Source organism: Isoptericola sp. NPDC055881, from assembly GCF_053615895.1.
This window is the reverse complement of the sequence record NZ_JBSHCR010000028.1, coordinates 28127-52421: the sequence shown is the minus strand read 5'-3', so window position 1 is coordinate 52421 and position 24295 is coordinate 28127. Positions and strand designations below refer to the sequence as shown.

Genomic DNA, 24295 nt, shown 5'->3' with positions numbered 1-24295 from the left:
CCCGTTCAACCCCCCTATGGCTCTGTCGTCCTACCCCCGTTCGGTGTCTATCCTGGCCGCAACGGCTGCCCCCCCCACCCCGGGGGGGGGCGCCCCTTCTGCGGTTTCGGGGCAACACAGCAGTTCCTCCGTGTGAGGACGGTCATGGAGGTCGAATCGCGCAACGCACGGAGATCGACTCGAGCGCCATCGTCGTCGGCCGCGTTGCTGCCTGGGCGGGCCCTCTAGCGCCGAATCGACCACGGGGCGAGAGTGGCAGCGATCGCGGTGCCAGCGGGCCAAGGATTTCTCCGGGGCGATCCAGGCGCGAAACCCACCCGTCCACCGGGGTCGCCTTGGCGGTCTTCTCGGCGCCGTACCCACCGGGCGATGAGGCTCATTGTGGGGGTGCTCGACGGAACCTCGTGTGGGCCGCCGGACGGCGCTGCTCCGGCCCCCTGGGCGGCTTGGCAAGTGGGTGGCAGGCGGCCGGAGGAGTAGCCCCATGTCTGAGAGGCCCGGCGCTCAGGTGGCCCTCCTCCTGCACTCGATGACCATGCTCCTCGCCCGTGCTGAGGTCGCGGCGGGCCGCGCAGCTTTCACCCGCTCGCCGTCTTCCCCGGGCAACGGTCGTCGCGGTAGTTTCCGGGCGGCTCGCAATCGAGCTCGCGGCATTCACAGTCGAATACCAGGGAAGGTGCGTTCGTGCGATCTGGTCGAGTTGTCACGTCGAGCGGCCTTGTGGCATGAGATGCCACGGTTGGCTGAAGGATGTGGCGGCCGTTCCGTGCTGCATTACATCGCGATACCGATGCTGCCGCCATCGAAGACTCAGGCCAGTCCTTGGGCCGTTGGGCATTCGGCGATGGTGCGTCAAACTGGAAAAGACCTTTCAGGCCAATATCAAAATCGACCCACAACGCGCCAGGTGTACGTTAATCGCACAAGTTGCACCGAGAACCGCTCCGGCATCTAGCTCGTGGCGACGCACGTGACGCGTTCAACGACAAAGCCATTTGATCGGGTACCGCTCGACCAATCCAGTTGTGATGCCGCAGTTCGCGGGCAAGAGAAACGGCTCATTGAGCACTTTTGGGAACAGGATGTGTTGGCTAATGCTATCAACGCGGTAAGTTTGCTGAATCCACAGCTTCAAATGTGCATGGAATCAGCATGGAACGAGGTTGGGGGACCATGAGGAGCCAGGCTCCGGAACCGGGGACGGTTATTCAGATTGCATTGCCTGACGGAAGATATGCCTACGGGAGAGTGTTGAGAGATGCGTCTGTGGCGTTCTATTCGTCAAGGTCTGACCGCCCTGGGTGCCCGCCAATAGGGGCCCGTGAGTACGAGTTTGTCGTTGGTGTCTACGAGGACGTGTTACGCACGGAGGGCGTGCCCGCTGTCGGGATGGACGCCAGTGCGGACCCGGACGACGAGTGGCCGCCGCCATATAGCGTTCGAGACGTGCTTACCGGTAGATCGAGGATCTACCATCGGGGCAAGATGGAGCCGGCAACCGAAGAGCAGGTCCGTGATTTGGAGCCTGCTGCAGTTTGGGACTGGCATCATCTCGTCGAGCGTCTCATGGCATCCGGGAAGTGAAACTGACCGCTCAACGCAGATGAGGGTTCAGCAGTCCGTGCTCGGTGAGGGGGCGAGTAGGTGAACTACGCGTGAGCGGCCGCGCGGTGGCTGGCAGGCCGGCGCAGACACTGGCGTGGGATGCGGAGGGTGAGCTGTCGAAGGTCTCGGAGGGGGCGGCCACGACGGGTCAGTTCGTGGCTTGGAGGGGGCGCGAGTAATTCACTCTGAAGGTTGCGCGGATTACTCACTCTTAGAGGAAGCGCTGGATTGATGGAGCGAAGAACGGGGAGCGCCGAAGTCGTAGAGCGAAACCAGCAATTCTATGGCGTTGTCAAAGATGTGCGAACCCCGAGAACGAATAGTCGCATTTCGAATATCCGTGCGAAGGTCGGTGCTGAACTCTGTGGGTTGACGGAGGTGGGCGCAGTAGTCCTCGGCGACGTGCACGACGACACCGTCCACCAGCGTGCTGGGCGGGGCGGCGAAGTATTGGACGAACCTCGAGCAAAACTACGGGAAATGATGCGACAGGAAGGCTGGTTCTAGTGGATAGATTTGCTGAGGTCGCGGCCACAATCCCGTTCCGGCTACCATTTGTGTTTGCAGGGCTTGCCGGACTCTTTGCGGCTGGCTGGGGGGCATTGTCAATCATTGGGCGCATGTACGGCAAGGGTCGACCAGCCCGCGTTGAGGTCGTGGCGGGGGCCATGCATAACGGTGACCTCACGGCGGCCGCTGCCCATCTGCGCTCACGGATGCCGTACCTGATGATTATGGCCGTCTGGTCGATCGTTCTTGTTCTCATCGGTGTGCTCGGCGCGAAGTTCTTGGAGTTTCAGCTAGTCATTTGCGGAAGTGCACTCTTCGCGACCTTGGTGCTTTGGGTTTGGGCTTGGTTCGAGCGAGAGTTTGCGCGCCCGGGCTGGTTCGTGCCGGTCGAGCTTCGCGGAACACCGGGGCTTCGGGTGGCGCGCAAGGGCAAGGGGCAAGCATGATGCCGACATCACGGGAACAAGGAATGACTGAGCGCGTCTTTGGGGGCAAGGTGGAGACCGCGAAGGGCCCAGCCGCGGTAACTCTTGGGCGGTGGACAATCGCTTCGGGACTAGTGGGCGGGCTTTGTGTCATCAGCATGTTTGTGGGTGGGGTTGTGACTAATTCGGCAGGTTACATGGCTTCTCCGTGGTTGATGGCGCTCATGGCGGCGGCGATTTTCTGTGTGTTCATTTTGGTAATTGTTTACCCCTGGACTTACGTGAAAGAGCAGAAGGAAATCCGAATGGGCTACACGACATATCCGCGCCACCGCAAGGATCTAGTTCAGGTCGACCCTAGGACGGGACGGATTGTCCGTTCAGCAAATGAGCCGTACCTGGACCGCGCTACGAGACGTGCGCGGTTGTCTGGGCTCCGCTCATCGGGAACTATTGACGGCTGAACTCGAAGTGCTTGCGCATACTGGTGCTGTGGGAGCGGTGTGCATACGGAGCCGGATAGACCTTTACTGGAAGTAGGGCTGTGAACGATGGTTGCGCTTTTGATCGCGGCGTTGTCCCTTATTCTTTCGCTCGGAGTTGTCGGGCTTGTGCTTAATGCGCGAATCGCGGCCTGGCTTGACGCCTTGGTGGATCGTTTGGTCGCGCCAAACGTTCGTTACAGATTGGAGTCTGCTACGGGTGGGCTCAGGCCGCGACTTACAGTTGTGATCTGTTCGACCATTTGTGTCATGTTGGGAGCGACGGGCCTGAGCGCTGCGCTGGGATCTCGATGATCCGCGTCTTCGATCCTGGACTTGGGCTGGGGACCCGCGGTGTTGACCTGTGGGCAGCGGGAGCGGTTCACGCCGTTCACATCGGGTGGCCAACCCGACGGGTGTGGCGCATGCTGCTCACCGCACGGTGATGGAGGAGATCGTCTGTGGGTACCGCACTGGGACTTCATGGAGGGGCGTAGATCGCTGAAGTCTTCGCCTGCGCTGTATCGAATAGCACTTGTGCTGGCAGCGCCTGCCAGCGTCGTGGTGGGAGGTGGATGGTTGGCAGGCGGTCGGAAACCGCACCGCCGGTTCATCGTCGGCGGCTTGTGGGACCTGATCTGGTCGGCGCTGCTGGCGAGGCGGATGTGGTCGGCGTGCGATCAGCGGCGTGACAGGTATGCGCCGACAGGAAGTTCCCCAGGAGAAGGTCGCGCCGAGCCGAGGTTGCTGCAGACGTGATGCGTGTGCCAGTTGAGACGGTATCGACGGCATGTGGTTCGCGAGGTTTGCCGTGAACAACTTGAAGCCTGGAAAGAATGAATCGGCTGGGGATACCTGCAGCCACGATGCGTGTGATGCGGCCGGGCCTGCGTGGCGACACTGCGCCCGCGAGCTTCCCTGCGCGTCGTGGAGCGCCTCACGGCGGGAGGTGTGGAGGCGCCTGAGCAGTCGGGGGCAACGCGCGGGCCCGGGCCGGGTAGGATCGGGGAAGACTTCCGGCGCGTGAGCGTCGGCGGGATCCGAATGAGACAGCGGATCGAGACGCCCCCGCGAATCCACATCGCGGGGGCGTCTCGCTGTTCGGGCGGCTGGCCGCTGTCGCGTGCGGCTCGTCCGACGGGGCACGGGCCGGTGGGCCGAGGCTCACCCCAGGCTCAGAAGCGCGATCCGCAGCCAGGAGGACCCTTCACCCCTGGCCCTCATGCCCGGCGACGAGCGCGGCGAGGGCCGCCCGCGTCTTCGTCTCCTGCGGGGCGCCGAGGTCCACCCCGTGCCGCGCGAGGAACACCTTCGTCTCCGCCGCCGCCTGGAACGCGGTGGCGGGGGAGGTCTTGCTCGAGAGCTCCAGCACGCGCTCGCCGTCGGGCAGGAACCACAGCTCGGCGACCATGCGGCGGGGGAGCTCAGGCGGTGCGAACCTCACCTTGAGCAGCGAGAGCGGGCCGAGGACGCGCAGGTCGGCCGGTGACAGGCCCGCCGGGAGCCGCTCGTCGAACACCGCGCGCTGGACCGGATCGAGCAGGTCCCGCAGACGACGGGCGTCCGCCACGAGCGCCCGGACCTCGCGGTCGGGCACCCTCCGGGTGAGCGAGCACGAGCAGGCGAAGCCCGCGGGCGAGGCGTCCACCTCGACCTTGAAGCCGTCGGCGTCCCGCGCCTGGGGCGGGGCGTCCGCGGGCAGCATCGGCCGCAGCTTGACGGTGACGTCGCCGTCCTTGCGCTGCGTGCGCCGCGCCCGCACGACCAGGCCCGCGGCAGACAGGTCCAGGCCGGGGGTGTCGACGAAGGCCACCTGCCGGATCGTCGCGTCCAGCGCGTCGATGCCGAGCCGGTCGAGCACGCGGCGGTGGTCGACGGCCGGCACGGTGAGCTTGAGCTCCACGGAGTCGACGTCGGGGAGCAGGGCGAGCAGCGCGCCGAGCTCCTCGGCGTCGTACGAGGGCACGCCGGTCCTGCTGGCTCCCCTGGGCTCCGACGGTGCGACCGCCATCGCGGGCTCCTCTCGCCGACGCCTCCGGGACTCGGGCGTGAGCCCATCGTCGTCCCGTCCACGCAGGAGCGCAGCGCGCCCGGGTCGCCAGCGACGCAATTCACCCTCCGGCACCCAGCGAGACCCTGCGGCGCCCGCGACGGCGACGCCCCGGGCGCGACCTCCCTCGTCCTGCGGCGCGGTGCGGCAGACTGGACGGACGACCGCGAGAGAGGTGCAGGGTGGCGAAGCGTTCGAACGAGAACGTCCCGGCGTGGCTGCGGACGTCGGCGGGGTGGTCCTGGCGCCTGATCGCCCTGACAGCAGCGGTCGCGCTCGTGTTCTGGGCGACCGTGCAGGTCCAGCTCGTCTTCGTCGCCGTGTTCCTCGGCCTCGTCTTCGCCTCGGTGCTCAACCCCGTCGCAGACCTCTACGCGAAGGTGATGCCCCGCGCGTTGGCGACCGCGCTCGCGATCCTCAGCGCGTTCCTCGTGCTCGGTGGCCTGATCACGTACGTCGTCGCGTCGGTGGCCGGGCAGTGGGAGAAGCTGGCGGGGCAGTTCGACACCGGTGTGCAGCAGATCCTCCAGTACCTCGAGAGCGGTCCGTTCGGCCTGTCCGTCACCCTCGACCAGATCAACGAGTGGATCGACCAGGGCCGGCAGTGGCTGACGGACAACGCCGACTCGCTCGTCAGCCAGGCGGCGCAGAGCGCCGGGTCCGTGTTCGAGGGCTTCGCCGTCTTCGCCCTGTCCATCTTCTGCACGGTCTTCTTCGTCGCGTCGGGCGGCAAGATGTGGCGCTGGTTCCTGGGCCAGCTCCCGGAGCAGCACCGCTCCCGCTGGCAGGCCGCCGCGGGCGCCGGGTGGTACAGCTTCTCGGGCTACGCCCGCGGCACCGTGATCATCGCGTTCACCGACGGCGTCCTGGCGTTCATCCTCCTGACGATCCTCGGCGTCCCGCTCGCCGCGCCCCTGGCCGTCCTTGTGTTCATCGGCGCCTTCATCCCCCTGATCGGCGCGCCGCTGGCCATGATCATCGCCGCCGTCGTGGCGCTCGCGGCGAACGGCATCGTCACCGCCCTCATCGTCACCATCGGGATCGCGCTCATCGGGCAGCTCGAGGGGCACGTGCTGCAGCCGCTCATCATGGGCAAGCAGGTCGCGCTGCACCCGCTGGTCATCGGCATCGGCGTCACGGCAGGCACCGTGCTGGCCGGGATCCTGGGCGCGATCATCGCCGTGCCGCTCATGGCGGTCGCCTGGACGGTCTTCTCCACCCTGCGCGGGGACCGGGACCACCCCGAGCTGGACGAACCCGTCGGGCTCGGCAGCGGGCCGATGGCCGTGGCACCCGTCATCCACCCGCCCGCCACCGACCCCGAGCAGGCCGGCGGGGGAGCAGCGGACGCCCCGGAGGAGACTCCGGACAAATAGCGTGAGACCGCCCGGGCCGACGTGCCACGATGCCCGGATGGAGCCGTTCGTCCTCACCACCGACCGCGTCCGCCTGTCCGTGCCCACGGCTGCCGACGTCGACCGCATCGCCGAGATCTGCACGGACCCCGTCATCGCGCGGTGGACCACGGTGCCGTCGCCGTACACGCGGGCCGACGCCGAGGGGTTCGTGGACCAGTTCGTCGCGGACGGCTGGGCCGAGGAGAAGGACTTCACGTGGGCGGTGCGCGCACCCGGTGAGGATGACGGACCGGTGCTGGCCATGGTCGGCATGTCGCGGGAGGGCGCGCCGGGCGTCCAGCCGGCCGGGGAGCTCGGGTTCTGGTGCGCGCCGGAGGCGCGCGGTCAGGGACTGATGACGGCCGCGGCACGTCTCGTCGTCGACTGGGCCGTCGACCCGGAAGGGCTCGGCCTCGGCGTCGTGCGCTGGCGCGCCAACGTCGGGAACTGGGCGTCGCGACGGGTCGCCTGGAAGCTCGGCTTCCGCTACGAGGGGATGCTGCGCCGCTTCGGCGCGCAGCGCGGCGTGCTCCAGGACACGTGGGTCGGTTCCTACGTGCCGGGCGACCCGCGCGAGCCGAACGAGCCCTGGCCCGACGAGTCCTGACCGCCTCCCCGGGGGCGGCGCCCCGCGCTTTGGGGCCCGCCCCCGCCCACCCGTACACTCCGTGCGCGCCATGACGGCGCGCAGTGTCGGCACGCAGGGCGCGCGCCGGGAGCAAGGAGGCTGGCGATGGGGCTGGAACGACGGGTCGCGGTGATCGGGGCAGGCCCTTCCGGCCTCGCCGCCGCGCGGGCGCTGGACCGCGCCGGCCTCGCGTTCGACGGGTACGAGGCGCACGACGACGTCGGCGGCCTGTGGGACATCGACAACCCGCGGTCGACGGTCTACGAGTCGGCGCACCTGATCTCCTCGCGCACCACGACGCAGTTCGACGAGCTGCCGATGGACTCCGGCGCCGACTACCCGAGCCACCGCGAGCTGCTGCGGTACTTCCGCCGCTACGCCGACGTCTTCGGGCTGCGGGAGCGCTACCGCTTCGGCACCCGCGTGGTCGCGGTCGAGCCCGCGGGCGGGGACGCGACCGGGCGCAGCGGGTGGGTCGTGCGGTCCGAGCCCACCGAGCCCGACGGGTCGGCAGCGGCGGAGCCCGTGGCGCGCACCTACTCCCACGTCGTGATCGCCAACGGCACGCTCGCCGAGCCGAACGTCCCCACCTTCGCGGGCACGTTCGACGGCGAGTTGCTGCACTCCAGCGCCTACAAGAGCGCGGACGTGTTCGCGGGCAAGCGCGTCCTCGTCGTCGGGGGCGGCAACTCCGGCTGCGACATCGCCGTCGACGCCGTCCACCGGGCCGCGTCGGTCGACCTGTCCGTGCGCCGCGGCTACTGGTTCGTGCCGCGCTACCTCCTCGGCCGGCCCACCGACACCCTCAACCAGGGTCGGCCTCTGCCCGCCCGCGTCAAGCAGGCCGTCGACTCGCGCCTGCTGCGCCTGCTCAACGGGGACCCGCGCCGCTTCGGCTTCCCGGAGCCGGACCACAAGATCTACGAGTCCCACCCCGTGGTGAACTCCCTCGTGCTGCAGCACGCCGGGCAGGGCGACCTGCGCGTGCGGCCCGACCTCGACCGGTTCGAGGGCCGTACCGTGCACTTCGCCGACGGCAGCAGCGACGAGTACGACCTGGTGCTGCTCGCCACGGGCTACCGGCTCGACTACCCGTTCCTCGACCCGCAGCACCTCGCCTGGGCCGGCCCGGGCTCGGGCACCGCGCCGCGGCTGTTCTGCAACATCGTCCCGCCGACGGCCAACGGGCTGTTCGTCGTGGGGATGCTCGAGGCGTCCGGCATCGGCTGGCAGGGCCGCGCGGAGCAGGCCGAGCTGGTGGCGCGCTACCTCGCCGCCGAGGCAGGCGGGGACGGCGGGGACGCCGCGGCGGCGGAGCGGGCCGCGCGGTTCCGGCGCCGGCTGACCGACCCGTGGCCCGATCTCACGGGCGGCTACCGGTACCTCGGGCTCGAGCGCATGAGCTACTACGTGAACAAGGACGCCTACCGGCGCACCGTGCGTCGGCTGGCGGCGGAGCTTGCACCCGCGCCACGCGGTAGCGACCAGCACTCCGCACCGGACGTCGCGCCCGACGCCACGCCGGCCGGCCCGGCTGCCGCGGAGCGTGCCGCGTGAGCATCGACGACGTCGTCCTGAACTTCTCGCCCGGGTCGATGACGGCCCTCAACGTGGTGATCGGGCTGATCATGCTCGGCATCGCGCTCGACACCGCCCCCGCGGACTTCGCGGTGGTCCGGCGCGCCCCGAAGGCGATGCTGCTCGCGCTGGTCGCCCAGCTCGTCCTGCTGCCCGCGGTCACGTTCGGTCTGACGCTCGCGCTCGACCTGCGCGCGTCCCTCGCCCTGGGGCTCATCCTCGTGGCGTGCTGCCCGCCGGGGAACGTCTCGCAGGTGCTCACCTACCGGGCCGGCGGGAACGTCGCGCTGTCGGTGTCCTTCACCGCGGTGGCGAACGTCGTGTACATCGTCGCGATGCCGGTCAGCATCGCGTTCTGGGGCGGGCTGCACCCCACGGCGTCGGCGATCCTCGCCGAGGTCAGCCTCGACCCGCTGGAGGTGCTGGCCGACGTCGTCCTCGTGATCGGCCTGCCGTTCGCCGTCGGCTTCGGGGTCCGGGCCCGCTGGCCGCGGCTCGCGGCCCGGGTGCAGCGACCGGTGCGCTGGTTCTCGCTGCTCGCGCTGGTCGGATTCATCCTGGCCGCGCTGGTCGGGAACTTCTCGATCTTCGTCACGTACGTCGGCGTCGTGGCGTTCGCCGTGTTCTGCCACGAGGCGGTGGCGCTGAGCGTCGGGTACGCCACCGGGCGGCTCGGCGGCCTCGGGCCTCGCGAGGTCAAGGCCCTCACGTTCGAGACCGGGATCCGCAACGCCGGCCTCGGTCTCGGGCTGGTGTTCGCCTTCTTCGGTGGACTGGGCGGCATGGCCGTCGTCGCCGGCTGGTGGGGCATCTGGGACATCGTCGCGGGCCTGGCCCTGGCGACCGTCTGGGCGCGGCGCTCCCGCTCCCGGCAGGAGGTGGCGGCATGAGGCGCGTCCTGGTCACCGGCGGCGCCGGGTTCCTCGGGTCGCACGCGGTGGCGGCCCTGGCGGCGCACGAGGACGTCGCGCACGTCGTCGCGGGCGACCTGCGTGAGGCGCGGGTGCCCCACGGCGCGGTGCGGGCCCGGCTCGACGTCACCGACCCCGCGTCGGTGCGCCGGGTGATCGACGAGCACGGGATCGACACCGTGGTGCACCTGGCCGCGATCGTGAACCCGGGGACGCTGGACGAGGCCGCCGAGCGCGCGGTCGACGTCGACGGCACGCGGAACGTCCTGGACGCCTGCGTCGCGGCGGGCGTGCGGCGGGTGGTGGTCTCGTCCTCGGGCGCCGCGTACGGGTACCACGCGGACAACCCGGTGCCCCTGACCGAGACCGACCCGCTGCGCGGCAACGCCGAGTTCACGTACTCGCGCCACAAGCGCGAGGTCGAGGAGATGCTGGCGCACTTCCGTGTCGTGCACCCGGGGCTGGGCCAGGTGGTGCTGCGCATCGGCACGATCCTGGGCCCGGGGGTCGACAACCAGATCACGGCGCTGTGGGAGGCGCGGCGGCTGCTGCGTGTGCGCGGGTCGGAGAGCCCGTTCGTGTTCGCGTGGGTCGACGACGTCACCGGCGCCGTCGTCGCGGGCGCGACGGGCGCAGCCACAGGGGCGTTCAACGTGTGCGGGGACGGCGTGATGACAGTGGCGGACATCGCGGCCCGCCTCGGCCGGCGCACCCTCGACGTCCCCGCCTGGGCGCTGGCCGCCGCGCTGCGCGTCGGGCACGCCCTGCGCCTCACGGTGCACGGCCCGGAGCGCGTTGGGTTCCTGCGCTACCGCCCGGTCCTGGACAACACGCGGCTCAAGGCCGAGCTCTACCAGCCGCGCCTGACGTCGCGCGAGGCGTTCGACGCGTGGGTGGCCCGCCGCGGGCGGGCAGAGGGCGCGAGCGGCGGCTGAGCAGGTCAGCTCAGGGCGCCCAGCCACGGGTGACCGGGCAGCGTGCGCGCCAGGGCGTCGGCGAGCCACGAGCGCCGACCCCGGTCGAGCGCCGGGAGCGTGGCGTCGAAGTCGCGCTGGTCCTTGGGGCGCAGCCCCTGCGCCTTGTACAGCAGCTGGATCTCCGGCTGCAGGTACGGCACCCCGTCCGCGGTCCACAGCGCGTCCGCCATCGGCATCGTGAGCCCGGGGTCGCGCTTGTAGACCCACGTGCGCGGGGTCCCGGGACTCAGCAGGATGTCGAACTCCCAGGGCGAGGTGGCGTCCCGCCGCGTCCACACCTGCCCGCAGCCCTCCGGCAGGACGTCGTCGGCTGGGCCGTCGGGGGCGTCGTCGGGGCGCAGGGGCCGCAGCGTGCCGGACGCGGCGGTCCAGGTGTGCAGCCTCGGAGCGAGATGGCGACGCAGCGCCGGCAGGTCCTGGCGCAGCGTGGCCGGGTCGATGTCCTCGTGAGGCCGTTCGACGCCCGTGAAGGCCTGCAGGGCCCACCCGCCTGCCACCCACCAGACCCCGGGATAGTCCGCCAGGAGTGCGGCGACGTCGTGAGGCGTGCGCGCCGCCCACGGGCCGTACCAGCGGTCGAACTCGTCGTCGGTCCACGGGGGTCGGGACGGTGCCGGGGTCACCGGGAGATCGTAGGCCCGGGCGTCCCCGCGGGAGCCGCGGGAAGGGAAAGAGGTTGCGCGCCGCGAGGCGGTGTGCGAACCTCGACGCCGTCCCCGCGGCTCCGCCGCGCGTGAGAGGGGACGGCTCCAGGACGAGAGGCACACACCGAGCGATGACGGGCACCCGGACCGCCTGAGCGCGTCGACCCCGAGGCTCCCCGCCTGCACGAGCAGGCCCACGGGAGCGGCGTCGACGCACCTGCCGTCCGCCGTCCCGCCACCTGCTGGAGCCTTGCGTGCCTACCACCCCGTCCTCCGTCGTCCTGCACGACCTCACCTTCTCCTGGCCCGACGGGGCCACCCCGATCGCCGGCGTCACCGGCGCGTTCTCCCGCGGTCGCACCGGCCTCGTGGGCCTCAACGGCGCGGGCAAGTCCACGCTGCTGCGGCTCGTCGCCGGACGCCTGCGCCCCACCTCCGGGACGATCACCGTCTCGGGCGTCGCCGACTACCTGCCGCAGCGGCTGACCCTCGACACCGGGGCGACCGTCGCCGACCTGCTGGGCGTGCGTGACGTCGTGGACGCCGTCCGTGCCATCACGGACGGCGAGGTGCCGCAGGATCGGCTGGCGGCCCTGTTCGACGTCGTCGGCGACGGCTGGGACGTCGAGGAACGTGCCCTCGCGGAGCTGGCCGCCGCGGGGCTCCCGTCCGCCGACGGCGTGCTCGACCGCCCGGTGGGAACCCTCTCGGGCGGCGAGGCGATGCTGGTCGCCGTCACCGGCGTCCGGCTCCGTGGCGCGGACGTCGCGCTGCTCGACGAGCCGACGAACAACCTGGACGGCGGGGCGCGCGAGCGCTTGCACGAGATCGTGCGCACCTGGCGCGGCACGCTCGTCGTGGTCTCGCACGACCGCGAGCTGCTCGAGCTCGTGGACGAGACGGCCGAGCTGCGCACCGGGGGCCTGACGACGTTCGGCGGCACCTACGCGCAGTACGAGGAGTACCTGGCCGCGCAGCAGGAGGCCGCCCGGGCCGCCCTGCGCGACGCCGAGCAGACGCTGCGCCGCGAGAAGCGGCAGCGGATCGAGGCCGAGGAGCGCATCGCCCACTCGGAACGGCAGGGACGCAAGGACGCCGCGAACAGCCGCTACGTCAAGGCCGTCGTCAACGACCGGCGCAACTCCGCGCAGAAGGCGCAGGGTGCCCGCCGCGGGGCGGCCGCCGACAAGGAGACGGCCGCCCGCGCCGCCGTCGAGGCGGCCGAGCGCTCCGTGCGCGACGACGACCGCATCGTCGTCGACCTGCCCGACCCGGGGGTGCCGGCGGGGCGCCGCCTCGCCGTGCTGCGCGGCACGGACGGGCGCGAGGTGGTCCTGGCCGGGCCCGAGCGGGTGGCCCTCACCGGGCCGAACGGCGTGGGCAAGACGACCCTCCTGGAGCGGCTCGTCGCGTCGTCGCGCCGTGCCGACGACGGCGAGCCCGGCGGGTCCAGCGAGCCCGGCGGGTCCGGCGGCGGGACCGGAGCGCGGGCCGAGGCCCTCACGGACCGGGTGGGCTACCTCCCGCAGCGGCTCGACGTCCTGGACGACGACGAGACGGTGCTCGACGCGGTACGGGCGGGGGCGCCGCACGTGGCGCCGGGGGAGCTGCGCAACCGGCTCGCCCGCTTCCTCGTCCGGGGCGACCAGACCGGCCGCCCGGTCGCGACCCTCTCCGGAGGGGAACGGTTCCGCGTCACGTTGGCACGCCTGCTGCTGTCCGACCCGCCGGCGCAGCTGCTGGTGCTCGACGAGCCCACCAACAACCTCGACCTCGCCAGCACCGACCAGCTGGTCCAGGCGCTGTCGGCGTACCGCGGCGGCCTGCTGGTCGTGAGCCACGACCGCGCGTTCCTCGCCCGGCTCGGCCTGGACGCCGAGCTGGTGCTGGACCCCTCCGGCGCCCTCTCCCGCACCTGACGGCGGGGGCGTGCCGGTCGGCCGCTACGGTGGGCGCATGACGAGCGACCCGACGACCGAGCAGAGCTCCGTGCCCTCCGTGCCCGCCCCCACCGCCGAGGACGAGGTGGTGGGGATCTGCCAGGACCTGCTGCGGATCGACACGTCGAACTACGGCAACGGGGAGGGACCGGGGGAGCGGCGCGCCGCCGAGCACGTCGCCGCGCTGCTCACCGAGGTCGGGCTCGACGTGGAGGTGTTCGAGCCGGCGCCCGGCCGCACGTCCGTCGTGACGCGGCTCGAGGGTGCGGACCCGACGCGTCCCGCCCTCGTGCTGCACGGCCACACCGACGTCGTGCCCGCGGCCGCCGGCGACTGGACGGTCGACCCGTTCGGCGGCGAGGAGACCGACGGCCTGCTGTGGGGCCGCGGCGCCGTCGACATGAAGGACATGGACGCCATGATCCTGTCGGTGGTGCGGCAGATGGTCCGCGAGGGCCGCCGCCCGGCCCGGGACGTGGTCGTCGCCTTCTTCGCGGACGAGGAGGCGGGCGGCGTCCAGGGAGCGCAGTGGGCGGTGCGGCACCGCCCGGAGCTCTTCGAGGGCGCCACCGAGGCGATCAGCGAGGTGGGCGGCTTCTCGGTGGAGGTCGGCGGGCGGCGCGCGTACCTGCTGCAGACGGCGGAGAAGGGGCTGGCGTGGCTGCGCCTGGTCGCCGACGGCCGCGCCGGGCACGGCTCCCAGGTGAACGCGGAGAACGCCGTGACCGAGCTCGCTGCCGCGGTCGCGCGGATCGGGCAGCACCGGTGGCCGTACACGCTCACCCCCACGGTGGAGAAGCTGCTGCGCGGGGTCTCCGACCTCGCCGGGCTGCCGTACGACGGCGAGGACCCGGAGGCGATCGACGCCCTCGTCGCCGCGCTGGGCCCGGCGGCGCGGTTCGTCGGTGCCACCGTGCGCCACACGTCCAATCCGACGCAGCTCGACGCCGGCTACAAGGCCAACGTCATCCCGGGCCGGGCCGAGGCCACCGTGGACGTCCGGCTGCTGCCCGGGCACGAGGAGGAGGGGATGGCGACGCTGCGCGAGCTCGCCGGACCCGGCGTGCGGGTGGAGGCCATCCACCAGGACACCGCCCTCGAGGTGCCGTTCTCCGGGGACCTGGTGGACACGATGGTCGCGTCGCTCCTGGCGGAGGACCCGGGCGCCACGGTGCTGCCCTACACGCTCTCGGGCGGCACGGACAACAAGTCGCTCTCGCGCCTCGGCATCACCGGCTACGGGTTCGCGCCGCTGCGGCTGCCCGCCGACCTCGACTTCTCCGGCATGTTCCACGGGGTCGACGAGCGCGTGCCCACCGAGTCGCTGCGGTTCGGCACCCGCGTGCTGGACCGGCTGCTGGGCACCTGCTGACGGCGGCCTGCGTCCGGGTCAGCCCGCGAGGCGAGCCAGCAGCTCTCGGGTGCGGTCCACGTAGGTGCCGCCGAACAGCACGGCGTGCACCGCGAGCGGGTACAGCTGGTGCAGCGCCACGCGCCCCTGCCACCCGGCCGTGAGCGGGCTGGCCCGGTCGTAGGCCGCCAGGGTCTCCCCGAGGTAGGGCGCGCCGAAGAGGGCGAGCATCGCCAGGTCGGCCTCGCGGTGTCCGCCGTGCGCCGCGGGGTCGATGAGCACCGCCTCGGCGGCGCCCGCCGGCCCGGGCGCCCACAGCACGTTCCCGGACCACAGGTCCCCGTGCACGCGCGCCGGCGCCTCCCGTGCCGCCGGGCCGGCGAGCGCGCCGAGCCGGCCGCACACGCGCGCCACGGCGGCCGCGTCGGCGGCGTCGAGCACGCCGCGCTCGCGGCCCTGCTCCACCACCGGCCGCAGCCGCGCGTTCGCGTAGAACGCGGGCCAGTCGCCCCACGTCCCGTCGGTCATCGGCAGCGGGTCGTCCAGGGGTCCGAAGTATCCGGCGGCTGCGCCCGGCGGAAGCACGCCGAAGCCGTCCGCCCCGGCGCGGTGGAGCACGGCGAGGCGGCGGCCGAGGTCCTGCGCGGCGTCGGGCGTCGGGTGCACCGGCCGGACCCGTTCCAGGTCGAGGTGGCCCGCGCCGACGCCGACCACCCGGGCGACCCGCGGGCCGCCCGGCACGGCGAGCCAGCGCAGCCCGGCCGCCTCGGTGACGAAGAACCCGGGCGGCGCGTGCGTGCGCGACTTGCGGAAGGAGTCGGCCATGCGTGCCACCAGTGCCGTCCGTGCTCCCCGGCCGGAGACCGGCCGGAGACGGGCCAGGTCAGAACGTGGGCGTGACCTTGATGATCTTGCGCCGCAGCCACACCCGGCGTTCGCCGCCGATGTAGAGGCGGGTGCGAGCGAGCTCCCACCGGCCGTACTCGGCTTCGTCGGTGAGCATCTTGCGTGCGTCCGGGACGCTGGTGCCCCGGTCGATCGTCAGCACGCGGAACTCGTACTGTCCGTGCTTGCGCCAGGCAGAGGTCGTGCCCTGCCGTGCGCCTGCCTGCGTGGTCGACGAGGTCGAAGCCATCCGCCGTCCTCCCGAAGTGCTCGCGAGCGATTTTCGTCTGCCCATTGTGCCCCCCGGGGCGCTACCGTCAGAGCATGACCGCTGACCCGCGTGCCGCGCTCGACCGCTTCGTCGCCGCACTGGAGGCGCACTACCACGCGGTCTCGACCCGCAGGGGCGACGACGACCCGGCGGTCGACGACGCCTACGAGGTGCTGGCCGACGCGTTCGAGGTCTACGAGGACGCGCTGGCCCAGGTGTACTCGGAGGTGACGCCGTTCTTCCTCGATGACGGCGACGACGACGGGGACGACGAGGACGAGGACGACGAGGACGACGAGAGGGACGACGAGGACGACCTCGACGCGGACCTCGACGCCGACCTCGCCTCCGACCTGGGCGCGGGGCCGCGGGGGCCCGGCGCGACGCCGGACGAGTCGGTCGGCACCGAGCCGCCCGGCCAGGCCTACCAGCGCTCGGGGTAGCCGACCTCCGGGGCGGAGACGTCGTCGAGCGCGGCGTGCACCTCGGCCGGGAGGTCGAGGTCGAGGGCGGCGAGGGACGCCCGGAGCTGGGCGGGCGTGCGCGCCCCGACGATCGCGCTCGCGACGGTGTCGCGGGCGAGCAGCCAGGCCAGCGCCACCTCCAGCGGTGCGCGGCCGAGGCCGTCGGCGGCCGTCGCGACCGCCTCGACGACCGACGACGCGGCCGCGTCCAGGTACGGGTCGACGAAGGCCGCCAGGTGCACGGACGCCGCGCGGGAGTCCGCCGGGATGGCTCGCCGATACTTGCCCGTGAGCACGCCGCGCCCGAGGGGCGACCAGGCCAGCAGGCCGAGTCCCAGCGCGTCCGCCGCGGGCGCGACGTCCCGCTCCACGCCACGCTGCAGCAGGGAGTACTCCAGCTCCAGCGCGCTCAGGCCGGTGCCGTCCGCCTCCAGGAGCGTCGCCGCCCGGGCGGCGGCCCAGCCCGGGTGGTTGGCGAGGCCGACGTAGCGGGCGCGCCCGGAGGACACCGCCAGACGCAGCGCCGACACCGTCTCGGCGAGCGGCGTCGCAGGGTCGGGGCAGGCGACGAGGAACAGGTCCACGTGGTCGGTGCCGAGCCGTGCGAGGGACGCGTCCAGGTCGGCGAGGAGGCCGGCCCGGGAGGCGTCCACCCGCGCGCCCGACCGGCCCGCACGGACGCCGCCCTTGGTGCACAGCACCAGCTCGTCGCGGGAGACCTTGCCGTCCAGGAGCGACCCGATGAGACGCTCCGCGTCACCGTCGCCGTACGTGGCGGCGGTGTCGACGAGGCTGCCGCCCGCGTCGACGAAGTCGCGCAGCTGTTCCGCGGCGTCCAGGTCGTCGGTGTCCCGGCCCCAGGTCATGGTCCCCAGGCCGAGCTCGGACACGCGCAGGCCTGTGCGGCCTACCTGACGACGCTCCATGGCGGGCCACGCTACCGGCAAACCCTGCAGGTCCGGGTAGTGTGACCGCCCGTGAATGCCTGGGAAGCGATCCTGCTCGGCCTGGTCCAGGGGCTGACCGAGTTCCTGCCGATCTCCTCGAGCGCCCATCTGCGCATCGTGGGGGAGCTGCTGGGCGGGGACGACCCGGGCGCGGCCTTCACCGCCATCACGCAGATCGGCACCGAGGCGGCCGTCCTGCTCTACTACCGCCGGACCATCCGCGACATCTGCGTCGCGTGGTGGAAGTCCCTGACGGGCACGCACGGCCGCGACCGCGCCGCCCGGTTCGGCGCGCACGACCCGCAGGCGCGCATGGCCTGGTACATCGCCCTCGGCTCCATCCCGATCGGCGTGCTCGGCCTGCTCTTCCAGGACGCGATCGAGACCTCCCTGCGCAACCTGTGGATCACGGTCACGACGCTCGTGGTCTTCGGTCTGCTGCTGGGCTGGGCGGACAAGGTCGGCAGCCGCAAGCGCCGGCTCGACGAGCTGACGCCGCAGCGGGCCGTCGCCTTCGGCTTCGCGCAGGCGCTGGCGCTCATCCCGGGCGTGTCGCGCTCGGGCGGCACGATCACGGCCGGGCTGCTCATGGGTTTCACCCGCAAGGCCGCCGCGGACTACTCGTTCCTGCTGGCCGTGCCCGCCGTCCTGCTGTCCGGCTTCTACCAGCTCGGCAAGTCCGTCGGGGAGACCCCGGCTCCTGGCGCGCCGGGCGCGGGGGCGACCCTCATCGCCACGCTCGTGGCGTTCGTCGTCGGGTACATCGTCATCATCGGCTTCCTCAAGCTCATCACCACGCACTCGTTCATGCCGTTCGTCTGGTACCGGCTCGGCCTGGCCGCGGTGGTCGTCGTGCTGCTGCTCACCGGTGTGCTGACCCCCATGGGTGGCACCACCGTCTGACAGGGCGCGGCGTGATCTGGGCGCGTGCCCGGAGCGGGTGAGACGCCCGGTAGCCTGGGCGCGTGCGTTCCTGGCCCGCCCCGCAGATCCCCGAGCTCCCCGCCCCGGCCGACGGCCGCCGCACCCCCGTCCGGGTGCACGACAGCACCACGGGCAGGCTCGTGGACCCGGCTCCCGGCGACACCGCCCGCTACTACGTCTGCGGCATCACCCCGTACGACGCGACCCACCTCGGCCACGCGAACACCTACCTGGCGTTCGACCTGCTGCACCGCGCGTGGCGCGACGCCGGCAAGGCCGTGACCTTCGTCTCGAACGTCACGGACGTGGACGACCCGCTGCTGGAGCGGGCCACCGCCACCGGCGTGGACTGGCAGGATCTCGCCGCCGAGCAGGTGGCGCTCTTCCGCGAGGACATGACCGCGCTCGGCATGGTGCCCCCGGCGACCTGGACCGGCGCCGTCGAGTCCGTCCCGGCGGTCGTCGCCGCGGTCGAGCGCCTGCTGGAGGAGGGCGCGGCCTACCGCGTCCCGGTCGAGCCGGGCGCAGGCGGGGAGGACCCCTGTCTCGGTGACGTCTACGCGGACCTGTCCGCCGACCCCGACTTCGGCCAGGTCGCCCGGCTCGACCCGCACGCGATGGCCGAGCTCTTCGCCGAGCGGGGCGGAGACCCGCGGCGCGAGGGCAAGAAGGACCCGCTCGACCCGCTGCTGTGGCGCCGCGAGCGCCCCGGCGAGCCGGCCTGGGACGGCGCGTCCCTCGGGAGCGGGCGTCCCGGTTGGCACATCGAGTGCGCGGTGATCGCGCGCGACGGGCTCGGCCTGCCGTTCGACCTGCAGGGCGGGGGAGCGGACCTGCTGTTCCCGCACCACGAGATGTCCACGTCCCACGACCGCCTGCTGGGCGGCGGCGGGGCACGCGTGCACGTGCACGCCGGCCTGGTCGCCTACCAGGGCGAGAAGATGAGCAAGTCCCGCGGCAACCTCGTGTTCGTGTCCGCGCTGCGCCGCGCCGGCGTCGACCCGATGGCGATCCGCCTGGCCCTGCTCGCGCACCACTACCGCACCGAGTGGGAGTGGACCGACGCCGACCTCGCGGCCGGCGTGGCCCGCCTGGAGCGGTGGCGCTCCGCGGTGTCCGGCAACGGCGGCCCCGACGCCACCGGCACCCTCGCGGCGCTCCGCGCGGCGCTCGCCGACGACCTGGACGCCCCCGCCGCGCTCGCCGCCGTCGACGCCTGGGCCGAGCTCGCGCTCCAGCCCGGGCGGGACACGGCCGACGACCACGAGGGCGCGCCGGGCGTGCTGGCCCGCGCCGTCAACGCCCTGCTCGGGGTGCGGCTCTAGCCGACCCTCTAGCCGAACCTCTAGCTCTTGTCGCCGCCCTTGTCCCCGCCGACGTCGCGGCGGCGCAGGTAGCGCTCGAACTCCCGCGCGATGGCCTCGCCGGACGCCTCCGGCAGGTCGGCGGTGTCCTTGGCCTCCTCCAGCTGCTGCACGTACTCGGCGATCTCGGCGTCCTCGGAGGCCAGCTCGTCGACCCCGTGCTGCCAGGCCTCGGCGTCCTCGGGCAGGTCGCCCAGGGGCACGGTCGCGGCGATGAGCTCCTCCACGCGCGTGAGGATCGCCAGCGTCGCCTTGGGCGAGGGGGGGTTCGCGACGTAGTGCGGCACCGCGGCCCACAGGGACACCGCCTGGAACCCGCGCCGGTCCGCCTCGTGCTGCAGGACGCCCACGATGCCCGTGGGGCCCTCGTACGTGCTCGGCTCGACGTCGAGCACCGCCTGCATGCCGTCGCTCTCCGTGGTGGCCGTCATCGGGATGGGTCGCGTGTGGGGCACGTCCGCCAGCAGGGCGCCCAGGGTGACGACGGTGCGCACCCCCAGCTCCTCGGCGAGCTCCAGCAGCTCGGCGCAGTACGACCGCCAGCGGAACGACGGCTCGATGCCGTGCACGAGCACGACCGTGCGGTCGGGCAGCTCGGCGACCGAGACCGTGGTCGTGGGCCAGGTGATGGTCCGCTCCCCGTCCGGCCCCGTCTCGACCACGGGCCGGTTCACCTGGAAGTCGTGGTAGTTCTCCGGGTCGAGCTCGCGCACCTGCTCCGCGTCCCAGACCTGCGCGAGGTGACCGAGCGCGGCCGTGGCGGCGTTGCCCGCGTCGTTCCAGCCCTCGAACGCGGCGATCATCACGGTCTGCCGTGCGGTGTGGCGCCCGGTGGGCTCCGGCTGGGTCGTCATTCGTCCAGCGTATACAGCACCCGGCCCGTCTGAGGCCGTGCCGCGTGGCCCGTCTCACGCGGTCGCCACGGCGGGGGCGCGGCCCCTGGTCCGTACGATGGACGGGTGCCTGAGACCTTCGCCCCCGCCCCGCAGACCTCTGTGACGACGCCGCCGGCACTGCCCGCGGCAGTCCTGTGGGACATGGACGGGACCCTCGTCGACACCGAGCCGTACTGGATCGGGGCGGAGCACGAGCTCGTCGCGGAGCACGGCGGCACGTGGAGCCACGAGCAGGCGCTGCAGCTCGTCGGGAACGACCTGACCGTGTCCGCGGCGATCCTGCGCGACCAGGGCGGGGTGGACCTGCCCGTCGACGCGATCGTCGAGCGCCTGCTGGGGCGCGTCGTCGAGCAGGTGCGCGAGCACGTGCCGTGGCAGCCTGGCGCCCTGGAGCTCCTCACCGCCCTCGCGGAGGCCGGCGTGCCCTGCGCGCTCGTGACCATGAGCTACACCGTCCTGGCGGAGGAGGTCGTCTCCCGCGGGCCCGCAGGCGCGTTCGTGACGGTCGTCACCGGCGACCAGGTCGAGCGCGGCAAGCCGGACCCGGAGCCCTACCTGATCGCCGCACAGCGGCTCGGCGTCGACCCGGCGGACTGCGTCGCGATCGAGGACTCGCCCACCGGGATCGCGTCCGCCCGGGCGGCCGGCGTCGCGACGCTGGGCGTCGAGGCGGTGCTGCCCGTGCCGCGCCTGGACGGGCTCAGCCGGGCGGCGTCGCTCGAGCCGGTCGACGTGCCGACGATCGCGCGGATCGCGGCCGGCGAGGTCGTCGACCTCACCCGCTGACCTCACCCGCTGGCGAGCTCCTGCCCGTCGGGTCCGTCGACCCCGAGCCGGGCGCGCAGCGCGCCCGCGGGGATCGCCGGCGGCGTGCCGCCGAACGCGGGGCAGAGGGCCTGGTGCGCGCACGACCCGCACAGGCGACCGGGGCGTGGCCGCCAGTCGCCCGTGCGTGCGGCGTCCTGCATCGCCGACCACAGGGCCCGCACCTTGGACTCCGTGGCCTCGAGCTCCTGCTCCGTCGGCTGGGCGCGGAGCACCTGGCCGTCGCCCAGGTAAAGGAGCTGCAGCATGCGTGGCACCACCCCGCGGTCGCGCCACAGGACCAGTCCGTAGAACCGCATCTGGAACAGCGCGGAGGCCTCGAACGCGGGGCCAGGAGCGCGGCCGGTCTTGTAGTCGACCACCCGCAGCGCGCCGTCGGGCGCGACGTCGAGCCGGTCCACGATTCCGAGCAGCAGGGGACCGCCGTCCAGCGGTGTCGCGACGCGCAGCTCCCGCGCCTCCGGCTGGAGCCGGTTCGGGTCCTCGAGGGTGAAGTAGGTGCCGACCAGCTGGCGGGCGCGGGCGAGCCAGCGCTCGGGCGTGGTCCCTGCGGCGTCGCCGTCGGCGTCGAACAGGGCGGCGTACCGCGGTTCCGCCTCGACGAGGCGTGCCCACTCCCCGGGCACCAGCGCCGCGGCCGCCTCGCGGGTCCGCTCTCCGGGCGGGGCGTCGAAGAGACGCTCGAGGACGGCGTGCACGAGGGTGCCCCGCGCCGCCGCCGACGACGCCGGCTCCGGCAGGCGGTCGACCGCGCGGAAGCGGAACAGCAGCGGGCAGCGCACGAAGTCGCTCGCACGCGACGGCGACAGCGCGGGCGGCCGGGCCTCGGCCTCCGGTGCCCCGTCGGGCAGGTCCGTCGTGGCGGTCGTCGTCATGCGCGCCACCCTACGGTCGGGCGGGGACACCCGGGCCGGGTGCCGGGACGGCCGCCGACGCCGGATAGCCTGACCGGGTGACCTCTCGCTCCCGGGGATGGGTGGTCGGCCGCATCGCGGGCGCGCCGGTCCTCGTCACCCCCTCGTGGTTCTTCGGCGCACTCGTCCTGACGCTGGTGTTCGCGCCGACGGTCCGGTCGTGGTTCGCGCCGCGCATGACGACGACCGGCGTCCTCGTGGTCGCCTTCGCGTTCGTGCTGCTGCTGTTCGCCTCCGTCTTCCTGCACGAGGTGGCGCACGCGCTGGTCGCGCGCTCGCGCGGCCACCGGGTGACGGAGCTCGCGCTGACGCTCTGGGGCGGCCACACGGCCTACACCGGTCCGGGCGGGCGACCGCTGGACGGGGTCCTGGTGGCCGTGGTGGGCCCCCTGACCAACCTCGCGCTGGCAGGGGCGTTCTGGGTGGCCTTCCAGCTGCAGCCGATCGGGACGGTGCCCTCGATGCTGCTGTTCGCCGGGGCGGTCTCCAACGCGTTCGTCGGGTTCTTCAACCTGCTGCCCGGCCTGCCGCTCGACGGCGGCCAGATCCTCGAGTCGATCGTCTGGGGCGCCACGGGCTCGCGCTCCAAGGGCACCCTCGCCGCCGGCTGGGTGGGCCGGGTCGTGGCGATCGGCGTGCTGGCCTGGGCGCTCCTGTGGCCCCTCCTGGAGGGCGGGACCCCGTCCTGGGTGACGGTCGTGTGGGCGGCGCTCATCGGCGCGTTCCTGTGGTCCGGCGCGGGCGACGCGATCAAGGGGGCGCAGACGCGCGCCCGGGTCGCGACGCTGTCCGCCCGCGGGCTCGCGGTGCCCGCCGTCGTCGTCCCGGTGGCCACCACGGTCGCCGGGGTCTCCGTGGCGGCGGCCGGCAGCCCGGGCGCCGTCGTGGCCGTCGTCGGGCCGTCCGGCGAGCCGGTCGGATGGGTGGACCCGGCCGCTGTGGCGAACGTCCCCGCCGCCCGGGCAGACGCCACGCCCGTGGAGTCCGTCGTCGTGCCGTTCCCGCCGGGTTCCGCGGTCACGTCCGACCTCGAGGGGGACGCGCTGCTCGACCGGCTCGCCCACGGGTCGTCGGGGGCGCGGGTGGTGCCGGTCCTGGAGGCGGGCCGCGTCACGGGCGTGCTCGACGTCGCACGGGTCGCCGCCGCCCTGCGCCGGTAGGGCGGCCGGTAGACTCGCCCGTCGTGACCCACGCCGATCCCGCCGCGCCCGAGAACCGACCGACCGCCGACCCGGCCCCCTCGTCGACCGGCACGGCCACCGGCGCCGACCTGCGCCGGGGGCCCCTGCGCGAGGGGGACCGGGTGCAGCTGACCGACCCCAAGGGTCGCCTGCACACGATCACGCTGAAGCCTGGCGGCACCTTCCACACGCACAAGGGCTACTTCCGCCACGAGGACCTCATCGGCCGGCCCGAGGGCTGGGTCGTCACGAACACGGCGGGGGTCGAGTACCTGGCGCTGCGCCCGCTGCTGAGCGACTACGTGCTGTCGATGCCGCGCGGGGCCGCCGTCGTCTACCCCAAGGACGCCGGCCAGATCGTGCAGATGGCCGACATCTTCCCGGGAGCCCGCGTGGTCGAGGCCGGCGTCGGCTCGGGAGCACTGACCATGTCCCTGCTGCGCGCCGTCGGCGACGCCGGCGAGCTGCACTCCATCGAGAGGCGCGAGGACTTCGCCGCCATCGCGCGGGGCAACGTCGAGTCGTTCTTCGGCGGTGAGCACCCGGCCTGGCGGCTCTCGGTGGGCGACCTCGCGGACGTGCTGCCCACCGTCGCCGAGCCCGGCACCGTGGACCGTGTCGTCCTCGACATGCTGGCGCCGTGGGAGAACGTCGACCCGGTCGCCCGCGCGCTGGTGCCCGGTGGCGTGCTGATCTGCTACGTCGCGACGGCCACGCAGCTGTCGCGGACCGCGGAGGACCTGCGCGCCGACGGCCGGTTCGCCGAGCCCCAGGCGTGGGAGTCGATGGTGCGCGGCTGGCACCTGGAGGGCCTCGCGGTGCGCCCGCAGCACCGCATGATCGGCCACACGGGCTTCCTGGTCACGGCCCGGCGGCTCGCGGACGGCGTGGCACCGCCCGAGCGCACCCGTCGTCCGGCCAAGGGCTCCTACCCCGCGCCGGACGCCGAGTGGTCCGAGGAGGAGCTCGGCGAGCGCGCCGTGTCGGACAAGAAGATCCGTCGCGTGCGCCGTGACCTCGGCGTCGCGCCCGACGCGCCGACGGCACAGGACTGAGCGCGGGGGAGCGCCCGGGGCGACGGCCGCGGGTCACGGCCCGGTCACCGGGAGGTCTCGGTCGGGCGACG

22 protein-coding genes are annotated in these 24295 nt (G+C 72.8%); 15 read left to right on the top strand and 7 right to left on the bottom strand.

What is annotated here, in order from left to right:
- The first annotated feature begins 1173 nt into the window (after positions 1-1173).
- On the top strand, positions 1174-1584 hold the full coding sequence (locus tag ACWGKI_RS10670; protein WP_452186807.1) for a hypothetical protein: 411 nt from the start codon (positions 1174-1176) through the stop codon (positions 1582-1584).
- Between the two features lie 641 nt (positions 1585-2225).
- Entirely contained in the window at positions 2226-2561 is a 336-nt protein-coding gene (locus ACWGKI_RS10665) for a hypothetical protein (protein ID WP_452186805.1), read from the top strand.
- Between the two features lie 1668 nt (positions 2562-4229).
- Here the strand turns inward: ACWGKI_RS10665 and ACWGKI_RS10660 are convergent.
- Complete coding sequence (locus ACWGKI_RS10660; RefSeq protein ID WP_452186803.1) at positions 4230-5033, bottom strand: hypothetical protein; 804 nt, start codon at positions 5031-5033, stop codon at positions 4230-4232.
- 221 nt (positions 5034-5254) lie between these two features.
- Between ACWGKI_RS10660 and ACWGKI_RS10655 the strand changes: the two genes are divergently transcribed.
- The 5 genes from ACWGKI_RS10655 to ACWGKI_RS10635 all read left to right on the top strand — a co-directional run bounded on the left by ACWGKI_RS10655 (position 5255) and on the right by ACWGKI_RS10635 (position 10521).
- A complete protein-coding gene (locus tag ACWGKI_RS10655; protein ID WP_380241337.1) occupies positions 5255-6448 on the top strand; it encodes an AI-2E family transporter in 1194 nt (397 codons plus the stop codon).
- A gap of 37 nt (positions 6449-6485) precedes the next feature.
- Positions 6486-7076, top strand: coding sequence for a GNAT family N-acetyltransferase (locus ACWGKI_RS10650; protein WP_452186800.1), 591 nt, complete (start codon positions 6486-6488; stop codon positions 7074-7076).
- Between the two features lie 126 nt (positions 7077-7202).
- Positions 7203-8654, top strand: a complete 1452-nt coding sequence (locus tag ACWGKI_RS10645; RefSeq protein ID WP_452186798.1) for a flavin-containing monooxygenase — start codon at positions 7203-7205, stop codon at positions 8652-8654.
- A complete protein-coding gene (locus tag ACWGKI_RS10640; RefSeq protein ID WP_452186796.1) occupies positions 8651-9565 on the top strand; it encodes a bile acid:sodium symporter family protein in 915 nt (304 codons plus the stop codon). Before ACWGKI_RS10645 ends, ACWGKI_RS10640 begins: the two co-directional genes overlap by 4 nt.
- On the top strand, positions 9562-10521 hold the full coding sequence (locus ACWGKI_RS10635; protein ID WP_452186794.1) for an NAD-dependent epimerase/dehydratase family protein: 960 nt from the start codon (positions 9562-9564) through the stop codon (positions 10519-10521). The genes ACWGKI_RS10640 and ACWGKI_RS10635 overlap by 4 nt, the downstream gene beginning before the upstream one ends.
- 5 nt (positions 10522-10526) lie before the next feature.
- Here ACWGKI_RS10635 and ACWGKI_RS10630 read toward each other — a convergent pair whose 3' ends face one another.
- Positions 10527-11186 (bottom strand): nucleotidyltransferase domain-containing protein, encoded by a 660-nt coding sequence (locus ACWGKI_RS10630; protein WP_452186792.1) that lies wholly within the window; start codon positions 11184-11186, stop codon positions 10527-10529.
- Between the two features lie 275 nt (positions 11187-11461).
- Between ACWGKI_RS10630 and ACWGKI_RS10625 the strand changes: the two genes are divergently transcribed.
- A complete protein-coding gene (locus ACWGKI_RS10625; protein ID WP_380241349.1) occupies positions 11462-13126 on the top strand; it encodes an ATP-binding cassette domain-containing protein in 1665 nt (554 codons plus the stop codon).
- 37 nt (positions 13127-13163) lie between these two features.
- Complete coding sequence (locus tag ACWGKI_RS10620; RefSeq protein WP_452186791.1) at positions 13164-14519, top strand: M20/M25/M40 family metallo-hydrolase; 1356 nt, start codon at positions 13164-13166, stop codon at positions 14517-14519.
- Positions 14520-14537: 18 nt separating this feature from the next.
- Here ACWGKI_RS10620 and ACWGKI_RS10615 read toward each other — a convergent pair whose 3' ends face one another.
- Both ACWGKI_RS10615 and ACWGKI_RS10610 read right to left on the bottom strand, forming a co-directional pair.
- Complete coding sequence (locus ACWGKI_RS10615) at positions 14538-15323, bottom strand: fructosamine kinase family protein (RefSeq protein WP_452186789.1); 786 nt, start codon at positions 15321-15323, stop codon at positions 14538-14540.
- Between the two features lie 58 nt (positions 15324-15381).
- Entirely contained in the window at positions 15382-15633 is a 252-nt protein-coding gene (locus ACWGKI_RS10610) for a DUF5703 family protein (RefSeq protein WP_380241355.1), read from the bottom strand.
- A gap of 74 nt (positions 15634-15707) precedes the next feature.
- Here ACWGKI_RS10610 and ACWGKI_RS10605 point away from each other — a divergent pair, with 74 nt between their 5' ends.
- A complete protein-coding gene (locus ACWGKI_RS10605) occupies positions 15708-16097 on the top strand; it encodes a primosomal protein (protein WP_452186787.1) in 390 nt (129 codons plus the stop codon).
- Here the strand turns inward: ACWGKI_RS10605 and ACWGKI_RS10600 are convergent.
- Positions 16079-17044: an aldo/keto reductase gene (locus ACWGKI_RS10600; protein ID WP_452186785.1), complete on the bottom strand. Its 966-nt coding sequence runs from the start codon at positions 17042-17044 to the stop codon at positions 16079-16081. The two genes, ACWGKI_RS10605 and ACWGKI_RS10600, sit on opposite strands and share 19 nt — an antisense overlap.
- A gap of 51 nt (positions 17045-17095) precedes the next feature.
- Here ACWGKI_RS10600 and ACWGKI_RS10595 point away from each other — a divergent pair, with 51 nt between their 5' ends.
- Both ACWGKI_RS10595 and mshC read left to right on the top strand, forming a co-directional pair.
- The gene (locus tag ACWGKI_RS10595; protein ID WP_452186783.1) at positions 17096-17968 is read left to right on the top strand and encodes an undecaprenyl-diphosphate phosphatase; all 873 of its coding nucleotides are present in this window, start codon (positions 17096-17098) and stop codon (positions 17966-17968) included.
- A gap of 62 nt (positions 17969-18030) precedes the next feature.
- Complete coding sequence (gene mshC, locus ACWGKI_RS10590) at positions 18031-19314, top strand: cysteine--1-D-myo-inosityl 2-amino-2-deoxy-alpha-D-glucopyranoside ligase (RefSeq protein WP_380241363.1); 1284 nt, start codon at positions 18031-18033, stop codon at positions 19312-19314.
- A gap of 20 nt (positions 19315-19334) precedes the next feature.
- On the opposite strand, the gene ACWGKI_RS10585 is transcribed toward mshC, so the two are convergent.
- Positions 19335-20207: a PAC2 family protein gene (locus tag ACWGKI_RS10585; protein ID WP_380241365.1), complete on the bottom strand. Its 873-nt coding sequence runs from the start codon at positions 20205-20207 to the stop codon at positions 19335-19337.
- A gap of 105 nt (positions 20208-20312) precedes the next feature.
- Between ACWGKI_RS10585 and ACWGKI_RS10580 the strand changes: the two genes are divergently transcribed.
- Positions 20313-21035 carry an HAD family hydrolase gene (locus tag ACWGKI_RS10580; protein WP_452186780.1) on the top strand — a complete coding sequence of 241 codons (723 nt, stop codon included), beginning with the start codon at positions 20313-20315 and terminating at the stop codon, positions 21033-21035.
- Between the two features lie 2 nt (positions 21036-21037).
- On the opposite strand, the gene ACWGKI_RS10575 is transcribed toward ACWGKI_RS10580, so the two are convergent.
- Positions 21038-21949 carry a RecB family exonuclease gene (locus ACWGKI_RS10575; RefSeq protein ID WP_452186778.1) on the bottom strand — a complete coding sequence of 304 codons (912 nt, stop codon included), beginning with the start codon at positions 21947-21949 and terminating at the stop codon, positions 21038-21040.
- A 77-nt stretch (positions 21950-22026) separates the two neighbouring features.
- Here ACWGKI_RS10575 and ACWGKI_RS10570 point away from each other — a divergent pair, with 77 nt between their 5' ends.
- Both ACWGKI_RS10570 and ACWGKI_RS10565 read left to right on the top strand, forming a co-directional pair.
- Positions 22027-23148 carry a site-2 protease family protein gene (locus ACWGKI_RS10570; RefSeq protein ID WP_452186776.1) on the top strand — a complete coding sequence of 374 codons (1122 nt, stop codon included), beginning with the start codon at positions 22027-22029 and terminating at the stop codon, positions 23146-23148.
- A gap of 23 nt (positions 23149-23171) precedes the next feature.
- The gene (locus ACWGKI_RS10565) at positions 23172-24224 is read left to right on the top strand and encodes a tRNA (adenine-N1)-methyltransferase (protein ID WP_380241373.1); all 1053 of its coding nucleotides are present in this window, start codon (positions 23172-23174) and stop codon (positions 24222-24224) included.
- The last annotated feature ends 71 nt before the right edge of the window (positions 24225-24295 follow it).

What these genes read in the sequence shown, in the direction of transcription:
- ACWGKI_RS10665 (WP_452186805.1), top strand. Translation starts at nt 2,226, where the DNA reads ATGTACGGCAAGGGTCGACCAGCCCGCGTTGAGGTCGTGGCGGGGGCC.
- ACWGKI_RS10660 (WP_452186803.1), bottom strand. Translation starts at nt 5,033, where the DNA reads ATGGCGGTCGCACCGTCGGAGCCCAGGGGAGCCAGCAGGACCGGCGTG.
- ACWGKI_RS10575 (WP_452186778.1), bottom strand. Translation starts at nt 21,949, where the DNA reads ATGACGACGACCGCCACGACGGACCTGCCCGACGGGGCACCGGAGGCC.
- ACWGKI_RS10610 (WP_380241355.1), bottom strand. Translation starts at nt 15,633, where the DNA reads ATGGCTTCGACCTCGTCGACCACGCAGGCAGGCGCACGGCAGGGCACG.
- ACWGKI_RS10605 (WP_452186787.1), top strand. Translation starts at nt 15,708, where the DNA reads ATGACCGCTGACCCGCGTGCCGCGCTCGACCGCTTCGTCGCCGCACTG.
- ACWGKI_RS10615 (WP_452186789.1), bottom strand. Translation starts at nt 15,323, where the DNA reads ATGGCCGACTCCTTCCGCAAGTCGCGCACGCACGCGCCGCCCGGGTTC.
- ACWGKI_RS10650 (WP_452186800.1), top strand. Translation starts at nt 6,486, where the DNA reads ATGGAGCCGTTCGTCCTCACCACCGACCGCGTCCGCCTGTCCGTGCCC.
- ACWGKI_RS10670 (WP_452186807.1), top strand. Translation starts at nt 1,174, where the DNA reads ATGAGGAGCCAGGCTCCGGAACCGGGGACGGTTATTCAGATTGCATTG.
- ACWGKI_RS10635 (WP_452186794.1), top strand. Translation starts at nt 9,562, where the DNA reads ATGAGGCGCGTCCTGGTCACCGGCGGCGCCGGGTTCCTCGGGTCGCAC.
- ACWGKI_RS10600 (WP_452186785.1), bottom strand. Translation starts at nt 17,044, where the DNA reads ATGGAGCGTCGTCAGGTAGGCCGCACAGGCCTGCGCGTGTCCGAGCTC.
- ACWGKI_RS10645 (WP_452186798.1), top strand. Translation starts at nt 7,203, where the DNA reads ATGGGGCTGGAACGACGGGTCGCGGTGATCGGGGCAGGCCCTTCCGGC.
- ACWGKI_RS10620 (WP_452186791.1), top strand. Translation starts at nt 13,164, where the DNA reads ATGACGAGCGACCCGACGACCGAGCAGAGCTCCGTGCCCTCCGTGCCC.
- ACWGKI_RS10585 (WP_380241365.1), bottom strand. Translation starts at nt 20,207, where the DNA reads ATGACGACCCAGCCGGAGCCCACCGGGCGCCACACCGCACGGCAGACC.